The 16,949-nt window shown below is 45.7% G+C and carries 17 protein-coding genes; 7 read left to right on the top strand and 10 right to left on the bottom strand.

Annotated features, from left to right (window positions below):
- Window positions 1-250: 250 nt before the first annotated feature.
- On the bottom strand, window positions 251-2,050 hold the full coding sequence (locus ACR1R9_RS01295; protein ID WP_433921892.1) for a M3 family oligoendopeptidase: 1,800 nt from the start codon (window positions 2,048-2,050) through the stop codon (window positions 251-253).
- Window positions 2,051-2,168: 118 nt separating this feature from the next.
- Here ACR1R9_RS01295 and ACR1R9_RS01290 point away from each other — a divergent pair, with 118 nt between their 5' ends.
- Both ACR1R9_RS01290 and ACR1R9_RS01285 read left to right on the top strand, forming a co-directional pair.
- Window positions 2,169-2,339, top strand: a complete 171-nt coding sequence (locus tag ACR1R9_RS01290; RefSeq protein ID WP_064506463.1) for a YycC family protein — start codon at window positions 2,169-2,171, stop codon at window positions 2,337-2,339.
- Entirely contained in the window at window positions 2,336-2,569 is a 234-nt protein-coding gene (locus tag ACR1R9_RS01285) for a hypothetical protein (protein WP_063566143.1), read from the top strand. Before ACR1R9_RS01290 ends, ACR1R9_RS01285 begins: the two co-directional genes overlap by 4 nt.
- Window positions 2,570-2,586: 17 nt before the next feature.
- Here ACR1R9_RS01285 and ACR1R9_RS01280 read toward each other — a convergent pair whose 3' ends face one another.
- Window positions 2,587-3,318, bottom strand: coding sequence for a DUF2225 domain-containing protein (locus ACR1R9_RS01280; protein WP_433921893.1), 732 nt, complete (start codon window positions 3,316-3,318; stop codon window positions 2,587-2,589).
- Between the two features lie 36 nt (window positions 3,319-3,354).
- Window positions 3,355-3,732, bottom strand: a complete 378-nt coding sequence (locus ACR1R9_RS01275) for a globin (RefSeq protein ID WP_024634405.1) — start codon at window positions 3,730-3,732, stop codon at window positions 3,355-3,357.
- A gap of 562 nt (window positions 3,733-4,294) precedes the next feature.
- Here ACR1R9_RS01275 and ylbJ point away from each other — a divergent pair.
- Both ylbJ and ACR1R9_RS01265 read left to right on the top strand, forming a co-directional pair.
- Complete coding sequence (gene ylbJ / locus ACR1R9_RS01270) at window positions 4,295-5,548, top strand: sporulation integral membrane protein YlbJ (protein WP_433948836.1); 1,254 nt, start codon at window positions 4,295-4,297, stop codon at window positions 5,546-5,548.
- Between the two features lie 104 nt (window positions 5,549-5,652).
- Window positions 5,653-6,456 (top strand): NAD kinase, encoded by an 804-nt coding sequence (locus tag ACR1R9_RS01265; protein WP_024634403.1) that lies wholly within the window; start codon window positions 5,653-5,655, stop codon window positions 6,454-6,456.
- A 28-nt stretch (window positions 6,457-6,484) separates the two neighbouring features.
- Here the strand turns inward: ACR1R9_RS01265 and ACR1R9_RS01260 are convergent, their stop codons facing one another.
- Together ACR1R9_RS01260 and lipA are read right to left on the bottom strand one after the other, a co-directional pair.
- Complete coding sequence (locus ACR1R9_RS01260; protein ID WP_256716890.1) at window positions 6,485-6,886, bottom strand: YutD family protein; 402 nt, start codon at window positions 6,884-6,886, stop codon at window positions 6,485-6,487.
- Complete coding sequence (gene lipA, locus ACR1R9_RS01255) at window positions 6,883-7,782, bottom strand: lipoyl synthase (protein ID WP_076290937.1); 900 nt, start codon at window positions 7,780-7,782, stop codon at window positions 6,883-6,885. The genes ACR1R9_RS01260 and lipA overlap by 4 nt, the downstream gene beginning before the upstream one ends.
- Before the next feature lie 324 nt (window positions 7,783-8,106).
- Here lipA and ACR1R9_RS01250 point away from each other — a divergent pair, with 324 nt between their 5' ends.
- Window positions 8,107-9,177, top strand: coding sequence for a M23 family metallopeptidase (locus ACR1R9_RS01250; protein WP_076290938.1), 1,071 nt, complete (start codon window positions 8,107-8,109; stop codon window positions 9,175-9,177).
- Between the two features lie 122 nt (window positions 9,178-9,299).
- Here ACR1R9_RS01250 and yunB read toward each other — a convergent pair whose 3' ends face one another.
- The 4 genes from yunB to zwf form a co-directional block, all read right to left on the bottom strand.
- Window positions 9,300-10,175 (bottom strand): sporulation protein YunB, encoded by an 876-nt coding sequence (gene yunB, locus ACR1R9_RS01245; RefSeq protein WP_076290939.1) that lies wholly within the window; start codon window positions 10,173-10,175, stop codon window positions 9,300-9,302.
- A 209-nt stretch (window positions 10,176-10,384) separates the two neighbouring features.
- Window positions 10,385-11,029, bottom strand: coding sequence for a fructose-6-phosphate aldolase (gene fsa, locus ACR1R9_RS01240; protein WP_024632668.1), 645 nt, complete (start codon window positions 11,027-11,029; stop codon window positions 10,385-10,387).
- 87 nt (window positions 11,030-11,116) lie between these two features.
- On the bottom strand, window positions 11,117-12,010 hold the full coding sequence (gnd, locus tag ACR1R9_RS01235; protein ID WP_163761027.1) for a phosphogluconate dehydrogenase (NAD(+)-dependent, decarboxylating): 894 nt from the start codon (window positions 12,008-12,010) through the stop codon (window positions 11,117-11,119).
- A gap of 398 nt (window positions 12,011-12,408) precedes the next feature.
- Window positions 12,409-13,863 (bottom strand): glucose-6-phosphate dehydrogenase, encoded by a 1,455-nt coding sequence (gene zwf, locus ACR1R9_RS01230; RefSeq protein ID WP_099858018.1) that lies wholly within the window; start codon window positions 13,861-13,863, stop codon window positions 12,409-12,411.
- Between the two features lie 414 nt (window positions 13,864-14,277).
- Between zwf and ACR1R9_RS01225 the strand changes: the two genes are divergently transcribed.
- The gene (locus ACR1R9_RS01225; RefSeq protein WP_024632671.1) at window positions 14,278-14,598 is read left to right on the top strand and encodes a winged helix-turn-helix transcriptional regulator; all 321 of its coding nucleotides are present in this window, start codon (window positions 14,278-14,280) and stop codon (window positions 14,596-14,598) included.
- Window positions 14,599-14,765: 167 nt separating this feature from the next.
- On the opposite strand, the gene ACR1R9_RS01220 is transcribed toward ACR1R9_RS01225, so the two are convergent.
- Window positions 14,766-15,638 carry a helix-turn-helix domain-containing protein gene (locus ACR1R9_RS01220; protein WP_433921894.1) on the bottom strand — a complete coding sequence of 291 codons (873 nt, stop codon included), beginning with the start codon at window positions 15,636-15,638 and terminating at the stop codon, window positions 14,766-14,768.
- 142 nt (window positions 15,639-15,780) lie between these two features.
- Between ACR1R9_RS01220 and ACR1R9_RS01215 the strand changes: the two genes are divergently transcribed.
- A complete protein-coding gene (locus ACR1R9_RS01215) occupies window positions 15,781-16,908 on the top strand; it encodes a glycoside hydrolase family 88 protein (protein ID WP_433921895.1) in 1,128 nt (375 codons plus the stop codon).
- The last annotated feature ends 41 nt before the right edge of the window (window positions 16,909-16,949 follow it).

Here is a 16,949-nt window from a genome sequence, read left to right as displayed (position 1 = left end):
ATCCTACAAAACAAGGACTTACGACTCATTATATGACAACAAATGTGGTCATTCAACAAAGTCAAACAAACTTGGGTAATTATGACTATAATTTGCACAATTAATTGCCATTTTGCGTGCTTTTAGCGAGTTATTTCTCTCAATTGCGACAAAATATTTAGCGAGAGCTTAGCTTTAAAAAACACTGAAAAAGGCCGCAATCCCGTGTACATTTACACAGGATTGCAGCCTCATTACATATATAGGAATACTATTTTGCGGATTCTGTCATCTCAAGAAATTGATCAATATCGGCAATGACCAGGTTCGCTGCATTTTGCCAGAAATCAGGTTGTGTAAGATCTGTACCCAGATGTTTCTGAGCCAGTTCTTCTACCGTCATTCGGCCCGTATCTCGCAGCAAATCATCGTATTTATCGGCAAATGCCGTACCTTCCTCCTGCGCTCTGGCGTATATGCCTGCACTGAACATATACCCGAACGTATACGGGAAATTGTAGAATGGTACACCTGTCAGATAGAAATGCAGCTTGGATGCCCAGAAATGCGGATGATCGGATGCAAGTGCACCACAGAACGCTTCTTGCTGTGCTTCCACCATAAGTTTGGACAACTCATCTGCATTCACCAACCCTTGTTTGCGTTGCTCATAGAACCGATTTTCGAACAGGAAACGAGCGTGAATATTCATGAAGAACGCAACGCTTCGTTGAATCTTGTCTTCAAGCAGAGCTAGCTTCTCTTGCTCATCCGTTGCTGCTTGAACCAGAGCATCGGCTACAATCATCTCAGCAAAGGTAGATGCCGTTTCCGCCACATTCATGGCGTAGCGTTGATTCAAGGCTGGCAGTTCTTCCATAATGTGCTGATGATATCCGTGACCAAGTTCATGAGCAAGTGTCGACACATTCGACGGCGTCCCAGAGAAGGTCATAAAAATACGTGTTGCTTTGCTGAGTGGCAAGGACGTACAGAATCCCCCTGGACGCTTACCAGCACGGTCCTCTGCTTCGATCCAACGTTTCTCAAACGCCATCTCTGCAAATTTGGAAAGTTTGGGACTGAACTTGGCGAATTGATCAACAATATTGATAGCTGCCTCGTCATATGTGACTTTTCCACCCGACTTGCCTACGGGTGCATCTACGTCACTCCAGCTGAGTTTCTCTACACCTAGCAGTTTCGCCTTGCGCTCCAAATATCGAACCAATGCAGGTTTGGCACCGTTAATTACGTCCCACATCGTATCAAGCGTCTGGCGCGACATCCGGTTGATCGCCAAAGGTTCCTTGAGAATGTCATCCCAGCCGCGCTTCTCATACAATTTGAGACGGAAACCGGCGAGATGGTTTAATGTATCTGCGCAGAAGTCTTCGACATCCGTCCAAGCCTGTTCCCAGTTAGCGAATACAGTCTCGCGCACATTTCGGTCACTGTCGCTCAGCTTATTGGCAGCCTGACCTGCGGATAACATCACCGTTTCACCATTTTGTTCAAATGGGATGTTCACCTTGCTTACAATAGTGTTATAGAATTTGCCCCACCCATGGTAACCATCTACGCCGAGATCCAGCGCAAGACCTTCAAGTTCAGGTGACAGTTTCTCACGAGCTAGCGTGCGGCTCTCGTTCAGTGCGAAGGCAAGCGGCTGAATATCTTCCCGAGCAATCCATGCTTCCCATACAGAGTCTGTCGTCTGGCTAAGTGTATTGTCGAAATGGGACTTGGTACTGTTCAACATCGCGGCAAGAGAACTAATGGTTCCCTGAAGCTGAACTGCTTTTTTATCCTTTTGGTTTTGTGAAGAAAGACAGGACACAAATGCCGACCCTTCCGAAATTCGGATATAACAGCTCTGCAGCAGATCTAGGATCGGATCAAACGCATTCGTTTCTTCCAGAGACTTGGGTGCAGGTGTATCTTTCAAAAGGGCTTGCAGCTTACGTACATCCTGCTCCAGCTCAATCAGATACGCAGCGAATGACTCAGAGGCAGAACCTCCACTAAAAATGGACTCCAGATCCCAGACGGGTTGTAATGGTGTTTTCATTTAAATAAGGCACCTCTCTCAGTAGAATGGATAATTAACCTTGAATTAGAACTGGTTTTATAAGCGCTATATCTCTATACTAGAGAAATAGTTTAAGCTATTTTCAGGAGGTAATCGTATGAAACCTTTACAAGTCTCGGCTGACACAGCCGTCAAATTAGCAGAATCTCTGGGTGTTCCCCTCGAACATCTGATGCATATGCCGCAGCATATCCTGATGCAGAAAATCGCCGAGTTGGCCAAAGAAGAAGCGGCTAAACCTGCCTCTACGGAAGGCGAGCAAGAATGATCCCCTTTGAGAACAGCTGGCCTTACGATATTGTAATGGGGGACATTTATGTACAGCAATGTCCGTACTGCCATGCAAACAATGTACTGCTGCCACTCAAACCAAAGGAGCTTGTACGCATTCGCGAAGGCAAAAAGAAATTACTGGTCTTTCCTTGTTGTAATGCCAGCATGACTGTGATCGACAACGATAGTGATTACCTGCTGTCCAGTCGTCCTGTCCGCAACTAGAGAACAACTGTCACTTATCAAATGGGGCTGCGTTTCGCAGCCTCTTTGTCTGCTTCAATCATTTCATCTGGCAATTCCAACTTGCTCGAAATCATCTGTTCCCGCAGTAATGCCCACTGCTCTCGCGAAGCACGAATCATGGCTGCATCGGTAATGCGCTTGTCATGAATAACCCTGCCGAACCATTTTACAGCCTCATGGAATCGACCTACTCTGCGGTTCAACTCTCCCAATAGATAAAGAAGCTTGGCTTCATTCCCGCCAGTACCTTCCCGTTCATAAACCTTTACATAAGCCTCAAGGCTAAATTCAAGAAAACGGTTTTCCTGGGTATGATCCTCCATGTACCGATACAGCCAGGCAATATGATGCAGCAGGCCTGCAACGACACGATCTTTCTCCTGAATAACCTGCGCAACAAGCAGTCCAAGCTTGTACGAATCCATCGCCTGTTCCAGTGTCCGCGTACCGCTATAGTCTCGTTTCACCCAACGATTACCGATCTGCTCCTTAAAAGCCTTGCGCTGTTTATCGTTTAATTGTTCTGTCGAATTCTCTGTCGAAGCAAATCCACACTCAGGACAAATTCGAACAACATAGAAATCCGGATTTTCCCGCTTGTAATACGCGCAAAAATCGGAATCCGTCCGATATGGCCGTTTTAAGCTTGGTCTTACGCGTGAGGTATCATACTCAGTCTCGCAATAATGACACTTCACCTTTACCCTATACAGAGGCTCTAATTCCACTCATTCCATCCCTCTCCCATAAGCTTGTAATCGGAACTAAGGTGTATTCACAAAATGATGTGCTGGCCCCGACAATCGCTGCAGGACGAAAGAATGCAACGGCTCTTCCACACCAACTTGTGTCAACGCCTGATCCATACATGCAAGCCAGGCTTCTGCCCGTTCAACCGTCACTTCAAAGTGCATATGACGGGCACGCATCATCGGATGACCAAAAGCCTCGGAAAACAATGCAGGACCACCGAAGAACTGAGACAAAAACATGTATTGCTTGTCGATTACCGGTTGAATATTCTCCGGAAAAAGAGGTGCCAGCTTCTCATTCTGCTGAACAATCGGATAAAAAGCTTCGACCAGTGCGCGAACGCCTGCCTCTCCACCAAGATTGTCGTAGATGCTCAAACTAGGATTCATTCCGCTTCCCCCTCCTTTCAGGTGTCGAATTTTGACATATATTACACTCCCATGCTTAATTGTGAAAGGAGATTGAAGAACAAGGCCACGAACACCTTTATCTTCATTCTATCAAAAAAATCCCAAAAGTCCTATATAACATGAAAGGCTTATGGTTCCACATAGCCATAACTTATACAGGTCTATCTCGTACTGAAGGCACAAAAAAAGCGCCAAACATGAGGTTTGGCGCACCAAATATTTCATTAATAACTTCGCCAGTCCTCTTCTTCAGAGCGAACAAGCGAGGCACGTATAACATAAACAAAAGCACAAACCAGGATTCCGGTGACAAGACTCATAATCATCACTCCATCCGATTTAATTCCACCTTCTTGGTAAATAGTTGACGTCCAGGCGTTTTTATCATTTTAGCATACATCTCTTAAAAACACAGCCACTTTTGCAAGCGCTTTCTAAACATTAATTTGTACTGTTTGTCCGCTTTGTCTCATATATTGATGGCAAAAGCACCAGCGATCTGCTGCACACTGACCATTCCAAAAATAAAGGAGAAGAATTCATGGCCGCTTCACAACGAATCACCCATGTCCTGATCCCATTAGCTCTTCTGATCCTGTGTGTGTTGATGGTGCTGTTTCCTACGGAAACCTGGCATGCAGGTGTACGTGGACTATCCATTTGGTGGGACGTGCTTTTTCCCTCCCTTTTTCCCTTTCTGGTGCTTTCCGAACTGCTTCTCGGCTTCGGCATTGTTCATTTTTTGGGTACACTCTTAAATCCTTTGATGCGTCCGCTATTTCGCGTTCCCGGAAGTGGTGGCTTTGTGTTTGCCGTCAGTTGCGCTTCCGGTTATCCCACTGGAGCCAAATTGACTGCACAATTGTGGGAGCAAAAATTGGTTACTCGGGAAGAAGGTGAACGCCTCGTTGCTTTCACCACATCATCCGATCCCATCTTCATGATTGGAGCCGTATCGGTCGGTTTTTTTCATAATGTAGCTATCGCTCCCATACTGGTCACATCACATTATGGTGCTGCATTTCTTGTGGGCTTGCTCATGCGCTTCCATGGAAATGTCTCCGTAAAGGATAAACAGTCGATTAGCGACTCTCCCTCCGCTTCTGAAAAGGTACACAAAAACAGACTGCTCCGAGCCATTTATGCAATGCACGAGGCAAGAAAGGCTGATGGACGGGCATTTGGTGAATTGCTGCGCCAGGCAGTCTCCTCATCCCTTCGCCTTATTATTATCGTAGGAGGGTTAGTTGTATTCTTCTCCGTTATGTTGGAATTACTCGTTCAAACTGGATGGCTAGGCGGGTTATACGCCATTACGGAACAACTGCTTTTATATACGGGATTTCCCCCTGCCTTATCTCACAGTCTCGTAGGTGGATTATTTGAAGTCACTTTGGGAACCAAGGAAGCAGGAGCAGCGGGCATTTCCATTCCGCTCGTGTACAAAGCTGCTGCTGCTGCATTTGTCCTCTCCTGGGGAGGATTATCCGTCCATGCCCAGATCATGAGTGTCCTGAGTAACACACCCATGAGATATGGCCCCTTTTTGTTTGCGAGAGCAATTCACGCTCTCATTGCACCCATACTTGTTCTTGTGTTGTGGCTGCCGATGATGGGGGGTTCAGAATGGCCTGTTTTGTTCCAAAACGGTTCCAAGCCAGAATTATTTTTGTATACACCCGATTGGACACAGATCCTGTTTTCGGGAATTGGTGTACTTGGGGTCGTATTACTTTTACTACTGATACTTTCTCTGATGAGTCCCTTTTTCTTACCTCGACGCATGAAAAAATAAGCCATCCTGTGTGTTTATATTCAACTGAATATCAATCCAACGTTGTGTTCTTCCCTGGAATTGATTATCATCGGTAGTATAATGACCACAAAGGAGCTTTCATCTTGAGATACTATGTTCAAGACCGCGGAGACCAGTTATCGATTGATCTCAGTCAGCAGTTTCATGCGCTGGCAAAAGAGGAAGGGTTTAAGCTGGATGCAGAATCGCCGGAGATTGTCATCTCCATCGGAGGCGATGGTACGATGCTGCAAGCATTTCACAATTTCATCGACCGCATCCCGGACATCGCTTTTGTTGGGGTTCATACAGGCCATCTCGGCTTTTATGCCGATTGGAAGAAGGAAGAATTACGGGAACTGGTTCGATTAATGAGCGGCAAAGGCGACCCGGAACGACTCAAACCCCGGATTGTGGAGTACCCGCTATTGGAGCTTGAGATTCGTAAAAAATCGGGCAATACCTCTTATATTGCACTGAACGAATTTACGTTAAAAGGTGTAGACGGTACGGTGGTTGCCCAGGTCGACATTAATGATGTGACGTTTGAGATGTTCCGGGGTGACGGTATCTGTGTATCTACACCTTCAGGCAGTACGGCATACAACAAAGCGCTTGGCGGCGCCATGGTGCATCCCACGATCGAGGCCATTCAGATCGCCGAGATTGCATCGATTAATAACCGCGTCTATCGGACGCTGGGTTCACCAGTTATTTTGCCCAAGCACCATCACTGTGATATCTTCTCACGTAAGGATCAGCGGTTGCTACTTACCATTGACCACGTAAACGTTATGGTGGAAGATCTCATATCCGTACGCTGCCAAGTGGCTCGTCATAAGGTCAGCTTTGCTCGTTTCCGGCCGTATCCGTTTTGGAACAGGGTTCGCACAGCTTTTTTGGACTAAATGTATGCAACAAAAAAAGCGGTCCTTCTCAGGAACCGCTTTTTGCTTTGGCTTGAGGCTGATCTTTGCTCTTCTGAAGCACAAAGTACGCACAGCCAAAATTGCAATATTCATTGATATAGTCCACCATGCTAGAGATTGTGGAATCCTTCGTTGCTTTGGGGTGGTTGTCCCGGTAAAAACCCTTCAACCGCAACTGGCTGTAACCCCAGTCCCCAATAATGTAATCGTACCGCTCCAGCACTTCGCTGTAACGGTCACGGAAGACTTCAGGATTCCAGCCTTCCTTGTGGTTCTGCACGATTTCATAATTCTTTCCGCCGATTTGAACAATAACCGGTTCTTTAGGTTTGTCCTGTACAGGCTCCTGAACCGATTCCTCAACCTGTTCTGAACTTTTTTCTTCTTCCAAACCTGTCTCCTCCATCATGCGTGAGATGCCGCCTTTTCACTATTTTTCGCAGCAGATTTCACTTGTTCATGGGCATGGTAGGAGCTGCGGACCATAGGTCCGGATTCCACGTGGCTGAATCCACGCTTCAGTCCTTCCTGCTTCAATGATGCGAACTCCTCTGGCGGATAATACTTCTCCACAAACAGATGTTTCTCAGATGGCTGCAAGTATTGACCAATCGTCATAATGTCACAATCCACAGCGCGCAGATCATCCATCGTTTGCAAAATTTCATGATATTCCTCACCTACACCAAGCATGATGCTCGATTTCGTCGGGATATTTGGCTGCATTTCCTTGGCACGAGCAAGCAGTTCGAGTGAACGCTTGTATTTTGCCTTGGCACGAACTTTGTCCGAAAGCCGCTCTACTGTCTCAATGTTATGATTCAAGATGTCCGGTTTGGCATCCATGACAATCTGCAGGGAATCCCGGTCACCCAAAAAGTCTGGAATCAGCACTTCTACGCTACATAAAGGCAAACGACGACGAACGGCTTTCACCGTCTCCGCAAAAATCGTCGCTCCTCCATCCTTCAGGTCGTCACGCGCCACGCTCGTAATTACGCAGTGCTGCAGATTCATCTGTTCTGCCGCCTCTGCCACGCGTTCTGGTTCCTGCAAATCAAGTTCCGTCGGCAAGCCAGTATTTACCGCACAAAAACGGCATGCCCGTGTGCAAATGTCGCCCAAAATCATAAAAGTAGCCGTCCGATTGGCCCAACATTCGTAAATATTTGGGCACCGTGCTTCCTCACATACTGTATGCAGCGTTTTGGAACGCATCATCGTTTTCATTTCCTGATAGTTATCGCCGGTTGTCAATTTGATCCGAATCCAGTCCGGTTTCGGTTCTTTAACACGTTTAGCCAATGCATAAACCTTCTTTCTACTGAAGTTAGGCTGTTGCTCGGAACATATTATACCATGAAAGCGCTGGAAAAACCCCCATTTGTCACATCTTGTGCATTCATGTCTTACATCCGCATTTTGCATAATTCGATTCCTTCGCTCCCGAGTACGAGAGGTAGACGAATAAACCCATTTCGATCTACCTCTCGCTGATTGAAAGTCGCTTTTTGGATTTATGCAAAATGCTTACATGGATAAAATGAAGACTTTTGAAGAACGCTAGGTTATAGCTTGGTTCACCGGGCACCATGTGCATCATCTCATTGGAAAGGGGGCTGCTTCCCTGTGCAAGATCGCTTTACATCGCGGTTAACTTATTCCTTTTGGATCAAAACATTGCTTGCAGGCACACTGCTTCTCCCATTCTTGCCTGTTGATGTTTACGGTGAACCCACCGCCGTTGATTCCAAACCACAGGCTGTAAAGCAAAAACCAGCGGAAATTTTCGCTTCACGCCGACATCTATATGAAAGCATTGGTCAGATGACCCAAATTCCCTGGTACAGGCTCGCAGCGATAGATCAATACGAACGAACCATCTCGCGTGCACATCCGAAAGATCGTAAACATCCGGAACGGCTGACCGGCATATTCATGACCTCCCCAGCCTGGAGAGGCTGGCTCAATCCAGATGAGACGGATCAACATCCGGGCTCCATTGTCTTTTTCAATGGTTATGGTCGTGACGGTTCTGGTGATGGTGTAGCAGATGCCAATAATGACCTGGACGTACTCTACAGCATGGCTTCCATTATTAAGAATTATGGGAACAAGCCGGAGGACTTCAACATTGCTCTATGGGAATATTATCATAACTCCCGTGCGGTGCAGCGCATTCAGCAATTCGCGAAATTATATGAGCATTTTGACAACCTCGATCTCTTTGATCACGCCTTCCCCGTTCCTCTCGGAACCAACTATTCTTACCGCAGCACCTGGGGGACAAAACGCAGTTGGGGTGGGTACCGCATTCATGAAGGCACGGATATTTTTGCACCACATGGCCTGCCTGTGCGCAGTACCTGTTACGGTGTCGTGGAGATTAAAGGCTGGAATCCGTTTGGCGGCTGGCGTATCGGTATTCGTGATCTGAACAACCATTACCACTATTATGCTCATCTATCCGGCTTCGACAAAAACGCCCATATCGGCGAAGTGGTTACCCCTGGTCAGGTTTTGGGCTGGGTGGGTAGTTCAGGGTATGGAAAACCGGGTACACAAGGCAAGTTTCCTCCTCATCTGCACTATGGGATCTATCGTGATAGCGGGCTGAATGAATGGTCATTTGACCCTTACCCGAATCTAAAGCATTGGGAGCAGGAAGAACGCAAACAGAAAAAAGCCAAAAGCAAATGAAGCAAAATGAGGTTGGAACAAAAGATAAGAAGTATCTATTTAGTATTGAGATGATTTTTAATGCAAAGCGGGACCTCATATAGAGGCCCCGTTTTTTTTATTCGATATTTGCCTTTGACTCATCAGTGGTTTACATCTACGTCAAGCTGCAATCCCCCATTCGGATCAGACAAATCCGGCTCAACCTCCAGTCCATTTCCGTTCAGACCGTTTGCTGGAGCCTGCTGCTGGTTGGAAGAGTTTGAATTCGGTGCTCCTCCATGACCACTCGAAACACCAGTCTGACCGGATGGAAGTGCAATTGCGGGTGCGTTGCTACCGTTGCTGCCCACCGGCTTGCCCTGATTATCATAGTAATACATCGGCACATCCCCGACCACCAACAGGTAAGATATCGGAATTTCCGTGTCAACGGTCTCGGGTTCCATGTCAAAGGGCACCACCACCGCGACTTCGGCAATGATGTGAATGTACACTTCAACCAGAATCATGTTTATACCGGCGTTCTGCTGACGGGTGTTCAGATCCACCTTGACGGCTCCCTGAGGCTCAATACGAACCGGTATACTTGGACCAAAGGATGCCAGTACCGGGCTGCCCAACGCCTGCCCCAGCGGAATTTTTTCTTTTAACATATGCACGTTCTGCAAAGTGGATTGCACGATGTTCATCGTACTCGCAGTGATCCGCATATGCTCATCGTAATTCAGCATGAATCCGGACACTTTCCCAGCCGTATCGGTTTTCCAGTCAATCAATCCTTCGGTGGATTTACCTTCGGAAACCTGCGCAGTAATTGCCTTATTGATCGCTTCCGTTGCAATTTGCTTCACTCTGATTTTGGCCAGATGCATGATGGGCGGTTTCATTTTCTTGTCTACATAGGCGAAACCCTGCATCAAACAAAACGCTGTTACCAATAAAATAATCAACCACATTTTGCGCCTGCCACTTGGCGGCTTGCGGCGTCTTCGGCTTCGCCATCGTCTTCTCATCATCGGGCGTCCCTCCCCTGCGGGATGAGCTATAGGCTATATACTATCCTTATGCACTGTTGTCCCGAAAAAGAAGGACAGCACCTGCTCGTACGGGGATCTCATCACTTTCAACTAAAAAAGCCTTTCGCCAGCAGATTTTGTTTATCTGCAAGTCGAAAGGCTTTTTAATGAAATATGGCTCTGAGGAATCAGACCCTATCCACATTTTATTATTTCGGAACAGATTCCCAATCTTTCAGGAAACGCTCAATGCCACTGTCTGTCAGCGGGTGTTTCCACAATGTTGGCAGGAGCGAACCCGGAATGGTCGCGATATGCGCACCGGAAAGGGCTGCATCCTCCACATGTTTGATATTACGGATGCTTGCTGCAATAATTTCGGAAGGCAAATCGTACGTATCTAGAATGAGACGCAGATCGCGAATCAACTTCATGCCATCCACCGCAATATCATCCAGACGACCAACAAATGGACTGATGTAAGTTGCGCCAGCTTTCGCTGCCATCAGGCCCTGTGCTGCAGAGAAGATCAGCGTTACATTGGTTTTAATTCCTTTTTGGGTCAGTTCATGACAAGCATAGAGTCCATCTTCGGTCATCGGTAGTTTAATCACTACATTCGGTGCCCACTCTGCAATTTCATAAGCTTCCTTCAACATATCCTCGGCTTTAAGTCCGATGACTTCAGCACTGACCGGGCCTTTAACAACGCCACAGATCTCCTGAATCACTTCTTTAAATACGCGACCTTCTTTGGCAATCAAAGACGGGTTGGTCGTGACTCCATCCACCAGACCAAGACGTTCGATCCGTTTGATTTCTTCAACATTACCTGTATCTAAGAAAAATTTCATGATATGTTCCCTCCACTTGATGAATTTTGTAAACAACTATACTCATCATTACCCGATTATCCGTATATGTTAACAGTTATATATAAATTAATTTTTTTCTACAGCGTGACCGCCAAATTCATTACGCAAAGCTGCGACAACTTTACCTGTGAACGTGTCTGTTTCCAGGGAGCGGTAACGCATCAACAGGGACAACGCGATAACTGGCGTAGCTGTTTGCAGGTCGAATGCTGTTTCAACTGTCCAACGTCCTTCACCGGAAGAATGCATAACCCCTTTGATTTCATCCAGGTTAGCATCTTTGGAGAATGCACGCTCTGTCAATTCCATCAACCAAGAACGGATAACGGAACCGTTGTTCCATACACGAGCAACTTGTTCGAAGTCGAAATCGAAGCCGCTTTTCTCCAATACGTCGAAGCCTTCACCGATGGAAGCCATCATACCGTACTCGATGCCGTTGTGAACCATTTTCAGGAAGTGACCGCTACCCGCTTTACCTGCATACAGGTAACCATTTTCAACGGAAGTATCCTTGAATGCAGGCTCAACTACAGCCCAAGCTTCAGGATCGCCACCGATCATGTAACATGCGCCATTACGTGCGCCTTCCATACCGCCGGATGTACCAGCATCCATGTAGTGAATGCCTTTAGGTTTCATTTCTTCGTAACGACGGATGGACTCTTTGTAGTGCGAGTTACCGGCTTCGATGATGATATCGCCTTTGGACAACAGCGGGCTTACTTCAGCCAATACAGCGTCAACCACGTTGTGAGGAACCATGATCCACAATACACGTGGGGATTCAAGGGAAGCCACCATTTCTGCATAAGAAGATACGCCTGTTGCGCCGTATTCTTTCATTTCATTAACAGCTTCAGCGTTCAAGTCAAAAGCAACCACTTCATGTTTGTGGTCAATCAAGTTTCTACCCAGGTTTAATCCCATTTTACCTAATCCAATAAGTCCAAGTTTCATTGCTAGTTCCTCCTGTTATGAACATTTCTAATTTTTATCTGGCCAATTCCAAAATAAGTGCTTAACCTTGGCGCAGTAGCCGTTCCGGTTACGAATCGTTCTTTCGATCGCTCTTACCCCCAGATTTCTTTTCATTACCCTCAAGGGGGAAATCCGGGGATAAAGGCGCACGCTTCGCTTCTTCAGAATCGATTTCGTCCCCTACACTACTCGCGCGTAATTGTTACGAACTGATTTAGATTGAGCCAACTAATCTATATCAAAAATTTTCGCGGCCTTCCGAGTATTACCGGAAGGACTTATGCAAAATTGGAACGGTGTAATTCATAAAAATTTGTATATTATTGAGCAGAACAGACTGTAGTGTTTTCTTCTCTGATGCTGCTCTTACATTACTTTTACCACCAACGGTAGCCATTCTCTGCAATCAGACGATCTGCTGACTCAGGTCCTTGCGAACCAGCGCTGTACGTATCGAGTGGCACACTGCCCTCCTGGAATGCTTCCAAGATCGGCTGTACCCATTGCCAAGCCAGTTCAACTTCGTTCCAGTGAGCAAAGAATGTAGAATCTCCACGCATCGCGTCAAAGATCAAGTTTTCGTAAGCTTCCGGAATGTTGCGTTCACCTGAGTTGAAGTTCATATGCATCGGTTCCACTTCACCTTGGTTGAGTGGGTTTTTCGCATTCAATTGAAGCGAGATGCTTTCTTTCGGTCCAATTTCAATTGTCAGCAGGTTAGGCTCTGTTGTATTTTCGGATTCATGACCTGTTTTCAGTGGAGCCTTGAATTCAACAACAATTCTGGTTGATTTTTCAGCCATGCGTTTACCTGTACGAATGTAAAATGGAACTTCACTCCAGAATGGATCATCGATCCACAGTCTCGCGGCAACATATGTCTCATTCTGAGAACCAGCTGGAATGTCAGGCTCGTCCAGGTATCCAACAACAGAAGTTCCTTGTAGTTCGCCTGCTGCATATTGGGCACGAACGACTTCGGCAGCAATATTCTCTTTCGTCAATGGACGAAGAGCTTCAGCGATCTTCTGTTTTTTGAATTGAATTTCTTCCGGTGTGCAGCGTTTTGGCAAGTGCAAACCAATCATCATCAGCAACTGAAGCATATGGTTTTGGAACATGTCACGAAGGGCACCGCTTTGGTCATAATACGCGGCACGTTCTTCAACACCAACCGTTTCACTTGCCGTAATCTGTACATTGGCAATGTATCGATTGGACCACAAAGCCTGAATGACTGGATTCGCGTAAGTGAGGGTTTCAATATTTTGAACCATCGGTTTACCAAGGAAATGGTCAATGCGGTAAATTTCTTCTTCTGCAAAGGTATTGCTGAGTTTCTCATTCAGTTCACGAGCAGATTGCAGATCGTGTCCGAATGGTTTTTCGATGATAAGTTTCTTCCAGCCTTTGGTGTTACCCAAGCCGCTTTCTTGAATGTTCAGTGCGATTGGCTCAAAGAATTCCGGTGCAACCGACATGTAGAACATGCGATTTTCAGGAATATTGAGCTCTTGTTCACGTTTCTGAACCAGTTCCAGCAATTTGGTGTAATCTTCAAGCTTCGTATTATTTAAAGAACAATAACGGAAAGCTCCAATGAAGTCGCGAACTTGAGCTTCTTCTTCCGGTGTTTGACGGGAGAAGGTATGCAGTGACTTTTCAACATTCGCCTGGAAGTCAGCATCCGACAATTCACGCCGTCCAAGACCGATAACGGAGAAGGATTTCGGCATTTTCGAATCAATGTACAAATTATATAATGCAGGGTAAATCTTACGTTTGGCTAAATCGCCTGTTGCCCCGAAGAGGACAAATGTCATTGCGTCCATTGGAGTGCCTCCTGTGATCTGTGCAGTATAGTATATGATGATGCAAAATGTTCAAATCCAAGCATGACAAAAGACGGAATTAGTGGGGGAGTTCCCCGCCTTACCTCCGCTTGTGTATCTGACCTGAATTAAACATGGAACATTCCTTCTCTCCACAACCTTAATCAAGGTTATAAATTGTAACCAATTGAATTGACGTTACCCATCTTACACCTGTCGTCACAATTCGTCAACAATCGTGTCCAACCTGTGAACACCAGTGTTCATAGGGTTTTTATTTAATGTTAACGCTTTATGTGGTAACATTAAGAACAATTGGTATGTGACATTTTACACATAGGGCTTGTGGACACTCAGGTTACAATAAGTATACTAATGCTATAATAAGCATAACTAAATCAAAGGAGTACTATTATGAGCGATGATGAGAATGCCAAGCAAATATGCGAAAAGGTGGAACAGTCTTATCAGATCATTGGCCGGAAATGGGTAGCCCTCATTATTCATACATTGATGGAAGAACCCAAACGATTCAGTGAAATTCACGCTTATATCCCGGACCTGAGCAAACGGGTACTTAATGAACGGATGAAGGAACTGGAGGAAGAGGGATTGGTCGTGCGTCATGTGGTTACGGAGCGCCCTGTTCGGACAGAATATATGTTGTCCCGCAAAGGCACAGAGTTGGGGCGCGCATTAAGCGCCGTAGAACGGTGGGCCGATAAGTGGCTGTAGGACGTACTTTTGAGGAAAGTATAGAAATTCATTCTATTTTAGAAAAGAAAACTTCATTTTCGCTTTAACTTCCGAATACATTGCAATTTTAAAATAGCACTTTAAATTTCATTACGATAATGTTCTGACGCTACTTTTAATAACATCAGCAGTTACACTCATGTGATTTAATGTCTGCTACTGCGTTCAAAATGCTGCCGATACTGAAGCGGAGTAGTTCCCGCCGACTTGCGAAATAATTGAATGAAATAAGAGCCATTGGGAAATCCCGCCCTTCTGCCAACCTCTTCAACGGAAAAAGTTGTCGTTTCCAGCAGAAGATAAGCTTGCTTGAGTCTTCGGGCTGTGACGTAGTCCGTAATACTGCTTCCTGTTTCTTGCTGAAAGATACGGGAAGCATAAGACTTGGATAAATGGATATCGTTCGCCATATGATCCAATCTGATTTCATCTATATAGTGCTCTTCAATCCAATGCATCATCTTCTCCGCATGTCTTAATTGACGTGATTCGACCAAGTATGGTTGCCTCTCCTGTTCCACATCATTTTGTTGATCCAAAACATTCAGGAGTTGAAGCAAAAACAGCACTGATTCCTCCCACTCTCCCCCAATTCGACTGCGTGACTGGTGATAACTTTTGTATATCCAATCCACCTGATCCATAGATGAACTTAGATCAAAAACCTGCTGTTGATTTCTGCCTTTCCATAACCTTGAAAAAAAAGCACGGCGATACGGGAACGCTTCCAAATATCGATCCATTACAATGGGTTCTACATAGAAAATATTCCTTTCATACGGTGTATCTGAATGCACCTCGGCATAAACGTGATGCAGCTGATAGGGCTGAAAAAAGAAGAGCATGCCTTTACGAATGGGATAGGTATGATTATTCAAAACCACAATGCCTTGCCCTTCATGGACATAGAGGATTTCTCCGCATTGATGCCAATGATAATATCCTTTGAAGTCGTTCACAGACTTAATTTGATAATCCCACACCAAAGTATTTCCCTCAAAGTCCACACGTTCAAACATTCTCGTTCCTCCTTCTTCACAATGACAACAGAGCAACATTTCTTCATATCCTAACACAACTTTTAAGATTTTTAAAAAGATATAATCTCCTTATAGGAAAGCGTTATCTTAACTTTCCAATTAACCCTAAGGAGGTTATCTCATGGCCAAGGCAGAATCCGCTGTAACTACGACATATTGGCAGGAAGTCATGCAGAAGCTGGAAAACAAATTGCCAGAGATGAAAAAAAACATTGGGGATAAATGTCCTCATTTTGCCGGAGATGATGGGAAGTATGATAACATCAACACCGATTGGTGGGTTTCAGGTTTCTGGCCGGGCATGCTGTGGATTATGTACGATATGACAGGAGAGAAAAGCTACCGGGATGCGGCATGGTCGTGGGATGAAACTTTGGAGCAATGGTTTGTAAGACCAACAGGAGAGCTTCATCACGACGTTGGCTTTCAGTTTCTCTCTACTGCTGTAATCAAACATAAAATTACAGGTGATGATGATGCTCTCAGACGTGGTCTGGAGGCAGCCAATTTCCTTGCAGGACGCTATAATCCGGCAGGCAAATTCATTCGTGCGTGGAATGAAGACAAATATGGCTGGGCCATTATTGATTGCATGCTGAATATCTCTTTGTTGTTCTGGGCTTCAGAAGTGACGGGAGATCCCCGCTACAAACATATTGCCATTAGCCATGCCGAGACGACCATGCAGTATGGTGTCCGTGAAGACGGATCAACCAAACATATCCTTTCCTTTGACCCGGTGGATGGTCATTATATTGAATGTTTTGGCGGACAGGGATATGCTCCTGAGTCCTCATGGAGTCGTGGTACCTCATGGGGGTTATATGGATTCGCTAATACGTATCGTTATACCCAAGATGAGCGTTTCCTGAACACAGCGAAACGAATCGCCCATTACTTTATTGCTGCGCTTCCAGAGGATCATGTACCTTACTGGGATTTCAGACTTCCTACCCTGGATGATCAATCCCGGGACAGCTCTGCCGCAGCAATCGCCGCATCCGGTCTGCTGGAACTGGCCGCCGCCGTTCCTGAAGGTGAGAAACGACTCTATGCCGATGCAGCCGAACGAATTCTGCGTTCCTTAACAGAGAACTATGCGGTCTGGAATCAGCCAGAGCATGAATCAATTCTGCTGCACGCCACAGGCAGCGGCAATTCCTTCATCGATGTCTCCCTGATCTATGGAGATTATTATTATCTGGAAGCCATCGCAAAATTAAATGGATGGAAACATCGGGTGTATTGATTTTATTTTGTAAATAGGATTTCAATAAAATGAAGCCAGAT

The sequence above is a fragment of the Paenibacillus taichungensis genome, from assembly GCF_050994985.1.
Taxonomy (GTDB): Bacteria; Bacillota; Bacilli; order Paenibacillales; family Paenibacillaceae; genus Paenibacillus; species Paenibacillus taichungensis.
Note: the sequence above shows the minus strand (reverse complement) of the source record. Positions and strands in the feature narration are given on the sequence as shown.

Excerpts from the sequence above, each read along its gene's own strand:
- ACR1R9_RS01295 (WP_433921892.1), bottom strand. The coding sequence starts at position 2,050 with ATGAAAACACCATTACAACCCGTCTGGGATCTGGAGTCCATTTTTAGT.
- ACR1R9_RS01290 (WP_064506463.1), top strand. The coding sequence starts at position 2,169 with ATGAAACCTTTACAAGTCTCGGCTGACACAGCCGTCAAATTAGCAGAA.
- ACR1R9_RS01285 (WP_063566143.1), top strand. The coding sequence starts at position 2,336 with ATGATCCCCTTTGAGAACAGCTGGCCTTACGATATTGTAATGGGGGAC.
- ACR1R9_RS01275 (WP_024634405.1), bottom strand. The coding sequence starts at position 3,732 with ATGAATCCTAGTTTGAGCATCTACGACAATCTTGGTGGAGAGGCAGGC.
- ylbJ (WP_433948836.1), top strand. The coding sequence starts at position 4,295 with ATGGCCGCTTCACAACGAATCACCCATGTCCTGATCCCATTAGCTCTT.
- ACR1R9_RS01260 (WP_256716890.1), bottom strand. The coding sequence starts at position 6,886 with ATGATGGAGGAGACAGGTTTGGAAGAAGAAAAAAGTTCAGAACAGGTT.
- yunB (WP_076290939.1), bottom strand. The coding sequence starts at position 10,175 with ATGATGAGAAGACGATGGCGAAGCCGAAGACGCCGCAAGCCGCCAAGT.
- fsa (WP_024632668.1), bottom strand. The coding sequence starts at position 11,029 with ATGAAATTTTTCTTAGATACAGGTAATGTTGAAGAAATCAAACGGATC.
- gnd (WP_163761027.1), bottom strand. The coding sequence starts at position 12,010 with ATGAAACTTGGACTTATTGGATTAGGTAAAATGGGATTAAACCTGGGT.
- zwf (WP_099858018.1), bottom strand. The coding sequence starts at position 13,863 with ATGGACGCAATGACATTTGTCCTCTTCGGGGCAACAGGCGATTTAGCC.
- ACR1R9_RS01225 (WP_024632671.1), top strand. The coding sequence starts at position 14,278 with ATGAGCGATGATGAGAATGCCAAGCAAATATGCGAAAAGGTGGAACAG.
- ACR1R9_RS01220 (WP_433921894.1), bottom strand. The coding sequence starts at position 15,638 with ATGTTTGAACGTGTGGACTTTGAGGGAAATACTTTGGTGTGGGATTAT.
- ACR1R9_RS01215 (WP_433921895.1), top strand. The coding sequence starts at position 15,781 with ATGGCCAAGGCAGAATCCGCTGTAACTACGACATATTGGCAGGAAGTC.